General features: G+C 46.8%; 14 protein-coding genes. All 14 read left to right on the top strand.

From position 1 onward, the window contains the following. Nucleotides 1-8 precede the first annotated feature (8 nt). From flgG to KJS65_RS12235, 14 genes are read left to right on the top strand one after another with little or no spacing between them, the layout of a single operon-like run. The gene (gene flgG / locus KJS65_RS12300; protein ID WP_213650059.1) at nt 9-827 is read left to right on the top strand and encodes a flagellar basal body rod protein FlgG; all 819 of its coding nucleotides are present in this window, start codon (nt 9-11) and stop codon (nt 825-827) included. 56 nt (nt 828-883) lie between these two features. After that, nucleotides 884-1,108: a flagellar FlbD family protein gene (locus KJS65_RS12295; protein ID WP_213650058.1), complete on the top strand. Its 225-nt coding sequence runs from the start codon at nt 884-886 to the stop codon at nt 1,106-1,108. Further along, on the top strand, nt 1,105-1,572 hold the full coding sequence (locus tag KJS65_RS12290) for a flagellar basal body-associated FliL family protein (protein WP_213650057.1): 468 nt from the start codon (nt 1,105-1,107) through the stop codon (nt 1,570-1,572). Before KJS65_RS12295 ends, KJS65_RS12290 begins: the two co-directional genes overlap by 4 nt. Nucleotides 1,573-1,631: 59 nt before the next feature. Further along, a complete protein-coding gene (gene fliM, locus KJS65_RS12285; protein ID WP_213650056.1) occupies nt 1,632-2,630 on the top strand; it encodes a flagellar motor switch protein FliM in 999 nt (332 codons plus the stop codon). Further along, nucleotides 2,620-3,867 carry a flagellar motor switch phosphatase FliY gene (gene fliY / locus KJS65_RS12280; RefSeq protein ID WP_213650055.1) on the top strand — a complete coding sequence of 416 codons (1,248 nt, stop codon included), beginning with the start codon at nt 2,620-2,622 and terminating at the stop codon, nt 3,865-3,867. The genes fliM and fliY overlap by 11 nt, the downstream gene beginning before the upstream one ends. Nucleotides 3,868-3,894: 27 nt before the next feature. After that, nucleotides 3,895-4,260: a response regulator gene (locus KJS65_RS12275; protein WP_136604713.1), complete on the top strand. Its 366-nt coding sequence runs from the start codon at nt 3,895-3,897 to the stop codon at nt 4,258-4,260. Nucleotides 4,261-4,267: 7 nt separating this feature from the next. Further along, on the top strand, nt 4,268-4,804 hold the full coding sequence (locus KJS65_RS12270; protein ID WP_213650054.1) for a flagellar biosynthetic protein FliO: 537 nt from the start codon (nt 4,268-4,270) through the stop codon (nt 4,802-4,804). Then, nucleotides 4,801-5,553 carry a flagellar type III secretion system pore protein FliP gene (gene fliP / locus KJS65_RS12265; protein ID WP_136604715.1) on the top strand — a complete coding sequence of 251 codons (753 nt, stop codon included), beginning with the start codon at nt 4,801-4,803 and terminating at the stop codon, nt 5,551-5,553. The genes KJS65_RS12270 and fliP overlap by 4 nt, the downstream gene beginning before the upstream one ends. 28 nt (nt 5,554-5,581) lie before the next feature. Beyond that, entirely contained in the window at nt 5,582-5,851 is a 270-nt protein-coding gene (fliQ, locus tag KJS65_RS12260; protein WP_136604716.1) for a flagellar biosynthesis protein FliQ, read from the top strand. Nucleotides 5,852-5,863: 12 nt separating this feature from the next. Next, entirely contained in the window at nt 5,864-6,652 is a 789-nt protein-coding gene (gene fliR / locus KJS65_RS12255) for a flagellar biosynthetic protein FliR (RefSeq protein ID WP_136604717.1), read from the top strand. Between the two features lie 20 nt (nt 6,653-6,672). Next, nucleotides 6,673-7,761, top strand: a complete 1,089-nt coding sequence (gene flhB, locus KJS65_RS12250; RefSeq protein ID WP_136604718.1) for a flagellar biosynthesis protein FlhB — start codon at nt 6,673-6,675, stop codon at nt 7,759-7,761. A 27-nt stretch (nt 7,762-7,788) separates the two neighbouring features. Beyond that, nucleotides 7,789-9,822 (top strand): flagellar biosynthesis protein FlhA, encoded by a 2,034-nt coding sequence (gene flhA / locus KJS65_RS12245; protein WP_213650053.1) that lies wholly within the window; start codon nt 7,789-7,791, stop codon nt 9,820-9,822. After that, nucleotides 9,819-11,228, top strand: coding sequence for a flagellar biosynthesis GTPase FlhF (gene flhF / locus KJS65_RS12240; RefSeq protein WP_213650052.1), 1,410 nt, complete (start codon nt 9,819-9,821; stop codon nt 11,226-11,228). Before flhA ends, flhF begins: the two co-directional genes overlap by 4 nt. Then, nucleotides 11,225-12,124, top strand: a complete 900-nt coding sequence (locus tag KJS65_RS12235) for a MinD/ParA family protein (protein WP_213650051.1) — start codon at nt 11,225-11,227, stop codon at nt 12,122-12,124. The genes flhF and KJS65_RS12235 overlap by 4 nt, the downstream gene beginning before the upstream one ends. The last annotated feature ends 32 nt before the right edge of the window (nt 12,125-12,156 follow it).

Here is a 12,156-nt window from a genome sequence, read left to right as displayed (position 1 = left end):
TATAATCAATGTTAAGATCCATGTATTCAGGCGTTTCGGGTATGCGCGGTTTTCAGACCAAGCTTGACGTTATTGGCAATAACATCGCAAACGTGAATACAACCGGTTTTAAATCCGGCCGTGTAATGTTCAAGGACGTGATGAGTCAGACGGTTTCAGGGGTTACTGCACCCAATGGTACCGAACAAGGCGGCGTGAATTCCAAGCAAATTGGTCTTGGTGTTTCGGTTGGATCCATCGATACGGTACATCTTGGAGGAAGTGCGTTGACAACCAATAATCCGACGGATGTTCGGATTGATGGAGACGGCTTCTTTCTAGTAAAACTAAACGATGCCCAGGAAACACCATTCTTGACGCGTGCCGGTGATTTTCATGTCGATGCAGCTAAAAATCTATTAACTTCAGATGGCTTGTATGTATGTGATTCCGGCGGAGAACCGATCACGCTTGGGGAAGATACAACATCATTCTCCATTTCACAGGACGGATCCATTGTACAGAAGCTGGCCGATGGTTCGACTGATAATGCAGTGAAGTTGGGTGTAGGTAAAGTGATCAACCCGGAAGGCCTCGAGAAAATCGGCGGTAGTCTGTACCGTATGACCATCAACGCCAATCCAGATGGGGCGCTTGATGCTACGACAGCGAACAATGCCGTAGATGGAACAGGCGCTATCGTTTCCGGTCAGCTCGAAATGTCCAATGTTGATTTGACGGGCGAATTTACGGAAATGATCGTTGCTCAGCGCGGGTTCCAGGCTAACTCGCGTATTATCACCACTTCTGATGAAGTACTTCAGGAGATTGTAAATCTGAAGCGTTAATAGATTGAACCCGCGGGAGAGGCCTGCCTCTCCCGAATTTCCATAGGAGGCCTGCTATGATTTCTGTTACCCGGTTAAACGGTTCACCATTATGGCTGAACGCTCTGCTTATCGAAACAGTGGAAGAAACGCCAGACACATATATTACATTGGTCACGGGCAAACGCATGATTGTTTTGGAGAAAGCAGCTGAGGTCATTTCCTTGGTGAAACAATACAATCAGGAAATCGGCGTTAACAACGCTACAATCAAAGTGCAACAAATGGAGGAAAACTCATGAAAAAAATGCTGCCTTGGCTGATAACTATACTTCTGGCTATTACACTAATCGTAGTTGCAGTGGTTTTGCTTACGCCTCAGCTGCTCGGAAAAAACAACAGCAATCCGAACACTGCGGCCCAGGCGATCGAGGTTCAAAAATTATCGGCGGATGAACTTGTGGAAATGACGTCTGAAATTACGGATATCAAAACCAATCTTGCAGATCAGGATTATATCGTATTGATGAATTTTGCGTTCCAATTGAACGATAAGAAGTCCAAAGAAGAATTCGACAAGATCAAGGAGTTCAAAATCAAACCGATTATTATCAAAACGCTTGCCGATACCAAGCCGGATGAGCTCAGAGGCTCAGGCGGCAAGGACCAATTAAGCGCAAAATTGATCAATTTGATCAATAAAACTCTGACTGAAGGAAAACTGACTCAAATCGAAATAACAAATTATATTCTAACATCGCTCTAAGATAAGGATTTCTGCAAAAACTTGTGAACCCAATACAATCCTTTAAGGGGGTGAGATGATTGGTTGAAGTATTATCGCAAAATGAGATCGATGCCCTACTGGCCGCGCTTTCGTCTGGTGAAATGGATGCGGAGGAACTGAAAAAAGAGGATACGCAGAAAAAAGTCCGCTCCTATGACTTTAAACGTGCGGTCCGTTTTTCAAAGGATCATATCCGCAGCTTAACCCGTATTCACGAGAATTTTGCACGGTATTTGACGACGTATTTCTCTGCGCAGCTCAGGACCTTTGTGCAAATCAGCGTGGTTCAGGTTGAACAGCTTCCATATGATGAATTTATACGATCCATTCCCAAAATGACGATCCTTAACATTTTCGAAGCTGAGCCTTTAAAAGGAAGAATGGTGCTGGAAGTCCACCCCAACGTAGCATATGCCATGCTGGATCGTCTGTTGGGAGGTATGGGCAATGCTCCTGCGAAGATCAATACGCTTACCGAAATTGAGACGACTATTATAGAACGGATTTTTAGCCGTGCTTTCGAGAGTCTCGCAGATGCATGGAAGACGGTTTTGGATATCTCGCCTCGATTAGAAGCAATGGAAACGAATCCGCAGTTTATGCAGATCGTATCACCCAATGAAACGATTGCGCTCATATCACTGAGTACAAAAATTGGGGACACCACCGGGATGATCAATCTTTGTATACCACATGTTGTGCTGGAGCCGATCATGTCCAAGCTGTCAACACACCAGTGGTTTGTTTCAGAAAAGAAATCCAGTGTGCCAGAGGAAGCTGAATCTTTGAAATACCGGATCAGCCAAGCCAAGTTAGACATTATCGCTGAGCTTGGAGATTCGAAAATTTCCATTTCTGAATTTTTGGGTCTGGCTGTAGGAGATGTGATCAGCCTAAACAAAACAGTAGATAACGGGCTGTCGATCAAGGTAGGAGACCGCCTCAAATTCATTGGAAGCCCAGGCACACTCAAAGATCGGGTGGCTGTTCAAATCGACGAGATTGTCAGTGAAGGAGTTGAGGAATTTGACGAGTAATGATTATTTATCACAAGAAGAAATTGATGCTCTGCTAAAACAGTCCGAGGCGGGGGCCAGTACCACAAGCGGATCGACAGTTGACGACTATTTGACTCCCTTGGAGCAGGATGCTCTGGGCGAGATCGGAAATATCACATTCGGAAGCGCAGCTACGGCTCTATCTACACTGCTGGGCAAGAAAGTGGAGATTACTACACCGAAAGTTTCGATCATTACACGCCAACAGTTCGAATCCGAATTTCCCAAGCCCCATGTGGCTGTTCATGTTACGTATGTAGACGGCTTCGAAGGCATCAATTCGCTCGTTATCAAGACGCGTGACGCACAGGTGATCGCAGACCTGATGTTGGGCGGAGAAGGCAATCCGGAAGATCAGGAGCTGAATGAAATTCATATCAGCGCTGTGCAGGAAGCGATGAACCAGATGATGGGATCATCTGCCACTTCCATGTCTACGATCTTTAACCGGTTTGTGAATATCTCACCCCCTGGAATCGATATCCTGGACATGGCCAGTGGTGATGGAGTCAACAGTCTTCCGGAACAGCAAACGCTCATCAAAATTTCTTTCCGGCTGACGATCGGGACTTTGATAGATTCTACCATTATGCAGCTGCTGCCGATCCAGTTTGCCAAAGATATGGTGAATATGCTGATTCACGGGACTGAACCGGTGGAACAAAGTGCTCAAGAGACAGCAGCAGCTCAGGCGCCTGAAATGCCGGCAGCGGCTGCACAGCCAGCTCCGGTACAACAGCAGCCGACTTCGCCAAATCAGCAGCCGCAGGCTTTTCCTGCGGGGTATGGAGCCCCGGGACAAGGGATTCCTGCCGATATGCCGGCCTATGATCCGAACCAGCAAATGCCACCTTACGGCATGCCACAGCATTACGGAACACCGCATAACCGCAACGTGAATGTACAGCCTGTGCAGTTCTCAAATCTGCAATCAGGGACGTTCGGGTCAGTCGATCAAAATAATTTAAACTTATTGATGGACATTCCTCTTAAAGTCACCGTAGAATTAGGAAGGACCCAAAAGCAAATTAAGGATATCTTGGAAATGTCTCAAGGTTCCATTATCGAACTGGACAAGCTTGCTGGCGAGCCGGTGGATATCCTCGTTAACAATAAACTCATCGCCAAAGGCGAGGTTGTTGTTATCGATGAGAACTTTGGTGTACGAGTCACAGACATTCTCAGCCAATGGGACCGAATACAAAAATTACAATAAGCAAAATTTAGGGAGGATTTTTAATCAATGGCTAACCGTATACTTATCGTGGATGATGCAGCTTTTATGAGAATGATGATCCGTGATATTTTATCTAAGAATGGTTTTGAAGTCGTAGGAGAGGCTCAGGATGGTTCACAGGCAATCGAGAAATTCAAAGAGCTTCGCCCGGATCTGATCACGATGGATATCACTATGCCTGAAATGGACGGGATTGCCGCTCTGAAAGAGATTAAGAAGCTTGATCCAAGCGCAAAGGTCATTATGTGTTCTGCGATGGGACAACAGGCAATGGTTATCGATGCGATCCAGGCAGGCGCTAAGGACTTTATCGTAAAGCCGTTCCAAACGGACCGCGTTATCGAAGCAATTAACAAAACTCTGGGCATTTAGGATTCCTATGATAATTGCCGACGGGGAAACGATTAATAGCCCGGGAAATTATTCCTTGTATCTGGTTTATGTCATTGTAGTTCTAGCCGTCATTGTTGCTCTGATCATTCTTTTAATCCGTTTTCTGGGCAAAAAAAACAAGACATGGTTTACCAGTCGTGCTGTTCGGACCTTGGGTGCTGTTGGACTCGGTCCGAACAAATCCCTTCAAGTCATAGAAATCGGCAGCAGCCTGTATCTGGTCGGTGTAGGGGAAGATATTCGTCTTGTGGATAAGATTACGGATCAAGATGAAGTCAGAATTATTATGGAGGCTTTTGAGCAGGAAGCGAATGCCCAGACGGGTGCTTTCTCGCCTTTACTTGAGAAGCTGGCTTCCAAACTGCGTAAACAAGGTCCGGTATCGGAGGATATCGAACTGGAGGATACATCATCATTTCACGAGGTCTTTGATGAGAAGCTGCGTAAAATGTCGAACCGCAAGGAAAAGATGGAGGAGCTTCTTCGCGAAGATAATACTACAGATCGGTTGAGGGATCCATGAAAAAGAAGGTTTTGCTAGCTTGCATCGTATTATCGGTTATTAGTTTGCTTGCAATAACAGCAGCTTTTGCTGATCCCATTCCCAATATTGATATCAAGGTGGGCGATTCAGGAGGTAAACCGAGCACCAGCTCATTATCGATTTTGCTCCTGGTTACTGTCATCAGCATCGCGCCGGCACTGCTGGTGCTGATGACAAGCTTCACCCGGATCGTGGTCGTTCTGGGATTCGTGAGAACATCGCTAGGAACACAGCAGATGCCACCCAATCAGGTGCTGATCGGTTTAGCCCTGTTTCTGACCCTTTTTGTGATGACACCAACGTTTTCATCGATTAATGATGTTGCCTTGCAGCCCTATCTGAAGGGTGAAATAACACAGACACAAGCTCTGGACAAAGCGGCAGAGCCGATGAAAAAGTTCATGTTTTCGCAAACGCGAGAAAAAGATCTGCTGTTATTTATGAAATACACGAAGACGGAAAAGCCAAAAACCTACAAAGATATTCCGCTGACTGTCATGGTGCCTGCTTTTGCGATCAGCGAGTTGAAGACGGCGTTTCAAATGGGCTTCATGATATTCATACCTTTTCTCATAATAGATATTGTCGTCGCCAGTACACTGATGGCCATGGGGATGATGATGCTTCCTCCGGTCATGATTTCGCTGCCTTTTAAAATTCTGCTGTTTGTGCTTGTCGATGGATGGTATCTGATCGTCAAATCACTGCTGATGAGTTTTAATACATGACGTATGATGAAGGCGAAGGAGGCCGGCCATGAATTCTGATTTTATTATCGGACTCGCGGGACAGGCAGTTTATACCGTGCTGAAGGTCAGTGCACCCATGCTGCTGCTCGGTCTGATTGTAGGTCTGATCGTGAGTATTTTTCAGGCCACAACACAGATCCAGGAACAGACCTTGGCATTCATTCCGAAAATTGTGGCGGTGCTGCTGGCAATTTTGCTGTTTGGTCCTTGGATATTGACGACATTGGTGGATTTCACCTTTAATATTTTTGACAATCTATACAAATATATCGGGTAGGCGGAACTGTCTATGAACATGTTGCTGGAAAGCCTGCCGGTCTTTATGCTTATTTTTTGTCGAATTACCTCTTTTTTTGTTGTAGCACCAGTGCTTTCCTCTAAAGGAGTACCGAATATCTTTAAGATCGGCATGTGCTTTTTTCTTTCGGTGCTTGTGTTTCTGACCAATGGAGTGCATCAGCAGCTTCCGGCTGACCTGACATACATTCTCTTGATTATCCGGGAAGTTCTCATCGGACTGTTGTTGGGCTTTGTAGCTTATCTGCTGTTCATGGTCATTCAAACGGCTGGAGCTTTTATGGATATTCAAATTGGTTTTGGCATAGCCAATGTCATTGATCCGATGACCGGAGCATCTTCGCCGGTGCTGGGTAACTTCAAGTATATGTTTGCCGTACTGCTTTTTCTAACGATGAACGGACATCATTACTTGCTGGATGGCATTATACGGAGCTATGACTGGGTGCCTTTATCCAATGATTTTTTCATTAAACTTTATAATGGAAGCATTTCGGAGTTTCTAGTGAAAACATTCGGCCAATCTTTTGTACTGGCCTTTCAAATGTCGGCACCGATTGTCACCGCGTTATTTCTTACGGATTTAGGTCTCGGGTTTCTTGCCCGTACAGCTCCGCAGTTTAACGTATTTGTGATCGGAATGCCGCTTAAAGTGATCGTAGGCTTGGTTGTACTGATGCTGCTCGTACCCACGTTTTCTTATATATTCGGAGATTTATTCAACATTATGTTTGAATCCATGCAGAAGCTGCTTGGGATTATGGGGCACAGGCCGACATAGCGGGATGGGGGACGACAGGAGTGTCCTACAGGTATCCACTGGATTTACAGTTGTTTGCCGGTGAGAAAACAGAAAAAGCGACGCCCAAGAAGCGGCAGGATACCCGTAAAAAAGGACAAGTCGCCAAAAGTCAGGAACTTTCAGGTTCCGTCGTGCTGCTTGCCTCCTTTTTAAGCTTGTTGATGTTTGGCGGGTTTATAAAAGAACATTTGGTCGACATGTTTAAAGATGTGTTTGTTAATCGTCTGAACACAACCGTTTCCATTGGAAACGTGATGAACATGGCGATGCAGTATGTCATTCAGATTTTAATTCTGCTTGCACCACTATTTGCTACCACTGTCGTTATTGCTCTGGTCGCCAATGTGGCGCAGGTGGGCTTCATGCTGTCAGGGGAAACCATCAAGCCCAAGTTCAGCAAGCTGAACCCGATCAAAGGGTTTAAAAACATATTTTCGGTCAGATCCTTAGTAGAATTTTTGAAATCGATTTTCAAAATTACGATTATCGGACTGCTGGTTTACCAGACCTTATCAGGTGCTCTGCCACAGATCGGCAAGCTCTCAGAGATGAATATTGAGAAAACCTTTCATTTCATAGCAAGCTTGACGATGAATCTGGGGCTCAAAATTGGAGCAGCGCTGTTCGTCATGGCAATTCTGGATTATTTATATCAACGCTTTGAATTCGAAAAGAGTATAAAGATGTCCAAGCAGGACATCAAGGATGAGTACAAAAAAATGGAGGGTGATCCGCTGATTAAAGGAAAGATCAGGGAACGCCAGCGCAGAATGGCCATGCAGCGCATGATGCAGGAGGTACCTAAAGCGGATGTGGTTATTACGAACCCGACTCACTTCGCTGTGGCTCTGAAATATGACGGGTCACAAATGGAAGCTCCGCAGATTGTGGCTAAGGGTCAGGACTTTGTAGCTCTGCGCATCAAAGAAATCGCCAAAGAAAACGGCGTAATTACAATGGAAAACAGACCTCTCGCCCGTGCCTTGTATCAGAGAGGGGAGATCGGGGATGCGATTCCCGCCGATCTGTTCCAGGCTGTGGCTGAAGTATTGGCATATGTATACAAGTTAAAAGGCAAGGTTAAATAACCCCTGGGATCGGAGGCAAAGAAGCCATTGAAAATAAAAGAGCTTACGGTTTTACTAGGTGTCATCGGCATCGTTCTCATGATGATTCTTCCGATCCCGACATGGCTTTTGGACATACTGCTTGTCATTAACATCTCGCTGGCCCTACTCATTTTGCTCGTGGCCATGAATACCAAGGAAGCGCTGCAATTTTCCATTTTCCCATCTTTGCTATTAATTACTACCCTGTTTCGCCTGGCGCTAAACTTATCGACAACCAAGCTGATCTTGTACAATCATAATGCCGGTGAAGTGGTCGCTACCTTCGGGAGCTGGATTGCCCGGGGACAGATTGCCATCGGATTTATCGTCTTCTTGATTCTGGTGGTCGTACAGTTTCTCGTCATCACGAAAGGCTCGGAGCGGGTTGCGGAAGTGGCTGCACGCTTTACGCTGGACGCGATGCCGGGCAAACAGATGAGCATTGATGCCGACTTGAACGCGGGCCTAATCAATGAACAGCAGGCGCGGGAGCGCCGCAGAAAGGTCGAACGCGAGGCCGATTACTACGGGGCCATGGACGGTGCGACCAAATTCGTTAAAGGGGATGCGATAGCGAGTATCATCATCCTCATCATCAACCTGATTGGCGGTTTCATTATCGGAATGACGATGCACGGCATGGCGTTCCAGGACGCATTGTCTACGTACTCCGTCCTGACGATCGGTGACGGTCTGGTCTCCCAAATTCCGGCTCTGTTGATCTCGACAGCTTCAGGTCTGATCGTTACCCGCTCTTCCTCGGAAGGGAATTTGGCCAGCGATCTGACGGAGCAGCTGATGTCTTATCCAAAGCTGCTGTATATCGTAGGGGGAACCATTGCCCTGCTCGGATTTTTCACTCCGATCCATATCATCTCAACCCTGCCGCTCGCTTTGATTCTGCTCTATGCGGCGTACAATATGCAGAAGAATATGGACCGCAAACAGATTGAGGTGGAGCAGCAGGAGGAGGAGCAGCAGATCGAAGAGGTCAGAAGTCCCGAAAGTGTTATTAATTTGCTGCAGGTGGATCCGATCGAATTCGAATTCGGGTATGGCCTTATCCCGCTAGCGGATGTTCAGCAGGGTGGGGACCTTCTTGACCGGATCATTATGATCCGCAGACAGTGTGCTTTAGAGCTTGGTCTTGTCGTCCCCGTCATCCGAATTCGCGACAATATTCAACTAAAACCGAATGAATATGTCATAAAAATTAAAGGTAATAATGTCGGCGGCGGTGAATTATTACTTAATCACTACTTGGCGATGAGTCCTGGGTATGAAGACGAAAGTATATCCGGGATTGAAACGCTGGAGCCGGCCTTTGGTCTCCCTGCTTTATGGATCGACGAAACAACCAAAGAACGAGCCGAGCTTTCGGGTTATACAGTTGTAGATCCGCCATCCGTGGTGGCAACGCATTTGACGGAGCTTATCAAGAAGCATGCTCACGAGCTTATTGGACGTCAGGAAACGAAAACACTGGTCGACAATTTACGCGAAAATTATCCGGTTCTTGTCGACGAGCTCATTCCGGGTGTGCTTTCAATCGGGGATGTGCAGAAGGTGTTAGCTAAGCTGCTCCGCGAGAAAATTTCCATCCGTGACCTAGTCACAATCTTTGAGACTTTGGCAGACTACGGCCATTATACCAAAGATCCGGATGTACTCACGGAATACGTAAGGCAAGCGCTCTCCAGACAGATAACCCAGCAATTCTCCCAAGAAGGGGAGACGCTGAAAGTGATTACGGTTGGACCAACACTGGAGAAAAAAATCGCCGAAAGTGTACAGCAATCGGATCAAGGGAGCTATTTGGCTATGGATCCGATGTCTACTCAGACGGTCTATCAAAAGCTCAGCGAGCAGGTTAACCGTTTGTTGCAGTCCGGACAGCAGCCAATTCTGCTGACTTCGCCTACGATACGCATGTACTTGCGCCAAGTGATCGAACGGACGATGCAGGACATTCCGGTGCTTTCATACAGCGAGCTCGAGCCGAATGTTGAAATTCAAAGTGTCGGAGTGGTGAATTTATGAGAGTGAAGCGATATCTGGTCGATACGATGCCTGAAGCTATGCTCCAGATCCGCAATGACCTTGGCGGCGATGCCGTAATACTCAGTACGAAGGAGACCAAGATAGGCGGTTTCCTCGGCATGTTCAGACAAAAGAAAATTGAAGTCATTGCGGCTGTGGAGAATGAGGAGCAGGCTAAGGCGAAAAAACCGCCGTCTCCTCCGGTCCGTCCTCCGATGGCAGTGCCGCAAAAGGCTGTGCCACAGGCTTATAAAAAAACAGTTGAAGTAACCTCCTCAGCCGTGAACAGCAGTTCAGTCCAATCGGCCTCGGAGCAGGCAGCCGCGGCTGCCGAGATCCTTGATCCGAGGAATTCTGTGGAACCGACGGAGCATGCAGCATCAATAAATCCTATGAATTCCGATCCTATCAAAGCTTTATTGACCGATCGGGAGGCTGAAGTGCTTCATGCAAGAAGAGAGAGCGAGCAGACATCAGTGAAGCCGGCGATCGAAAGGGATGTCCCGAAGGAAAGTAACACGCTTTCGGCAGAGGATAAGCTGCTGGAGGAGCTGCGAGAAATGAAGGCATGGATGGCCAAGATTTCCCGCCAGTCGGCCCTGCAGCAGACCCTTCCGGAAGGATTGCAAAAGCTTCAGGACCGTCTGCTCGAGCAGGACATTGAATCTGAGATTATTCAGGAATGGATCGAAGCTGCATATCAGCATTGGGAAGAGAACGGAAAGGCGTCTGATGAAGCTGCATTGGAAGATTTTATTCGCAATCAAATCCATTTGTTCCTGACAAATCGATTTGGCGGCGGAATATCCAGTGACACCAGAATGGTTTATATAGCAGGTCCGACCGGGGTCGGGAAAACAACAACGATTGCCAAAATGGCAGCCGAGCAGCTTTTCAGATACCACCGCAAAGTGGGATTTATCACATCGGATACGTACCGGATTTCAGCCGTTGAACAGCTAAGAACATACGCATCGATTTTAAATGTTCCACTTGAAGTGGTTCAGTCTCCAGGAGACATCCAGCGTGCGGTCCAGCGTCTCAATTATTGTGATCTCATCTTGATGGATACCGCAGGCCGCAATTACCGAAATGAGCTGCTGGTCTCGGAGCTCCAAAGCTTGTTCTCACCAGTAGAAAAGAGTGAAACCTATCTGGTGCTCAGCTTGACCTCGAAGACACAGGATATGAAGAAAATCACCGAGCATTTCAGCAAGTATGGGCTGGAAAAAGTGATTTTCACCAAGCTGGATGAGACAGGCAGTTACGGATCCATCATTAATCTAATCCATGAGTACCCTCTTCAACTTTCATATATGACGAATGGTCAAAACGTTCCTGATGATTTGCTTCTTCCGGGAAACCGGATGCTTAGCAGTCTGCTGCTGGGAGAAGAAAATACATGACAGACCAGGCACAGACGTTAAGAAATTTAGTGATGAAGCATGAGCAAGAACGTACCGCACAGACGGCAAGTGATGTTCTGAATCGGACCGCGAAGCTGATCACGGTAACAAGCGGGAAGGGAGGTGTAGGCAAGTCCAACTTCACGTTGAACTTTGCACTTACACTGCAGTCCATGGGAAAACGGGTGCTGGTTTTTGATGCCGATATTGGCATGGCTAATATTGACGTTCTCATGGGCATTACCGCCAAATACAATCTGTATCATCTTTTACGGCGAGAGAAAAGAATCGATGAAATCATCGAACGGGGTCCAGGCTCTCTTTCTTTTATCGCAGGAGGGTCAGGGATGTCGGATTTGTTCTCTCTATCGCAGCATGATCTGGACTATTTCACGGAACAAATTGAAAGTGTCGCTGGCGAGATGGACTATATTATTTTTGATACCGGTGCCGGATTGTCCAAAGAGAACTTTAGTTTTATACATTCGGCGGACGAATGCCTGGTCGTAACGACACCGGAGCCAACGTCAATCACCGATGCGTATGCTCTGATTAAAGTGGTCAGCGGCAAGGAGCATGACACCTCCTTCAGGCTCATTGTGAACCGGGCGGGGGATGAGAAGGAGGCTGTCCAAACGGCCGATAAAATTATGATGGCTGCGCAGAGATTCCTGAACGTCAAAGTATCCATGCTCGGATACATCAGCGAAGACCACCATGTTGTACAGTCAGTGAAAAAACAAGTTCCTTTTTCCATGGCTTTTCCGAATTGCATTGCGGCACGGGATATACAGCGAATAGCTGATCATTACATGCTCGTCCCGGCCTCCCCGGAACCAGGCGCCTTGACAGGAATCAAAGGATTTATGCAAAAGTGGCTTCGTCGTACAAAATGATTCTTTTGTAATAAGGAACAGGGGTGGAAATG

This window comes from Paenibacillus sp. J23TS9, from assembly GCF_018403225.1.
GTDB lineage: Bacteria > Bacillota > Bacilli > Paenibacillales > Paenibacillaceae > Paenibacillus_AQ.
Note: the sequence above shows the minus strand (reverse complement) of the source record. Positions and strands in the feature narration are given on the sequence as shown.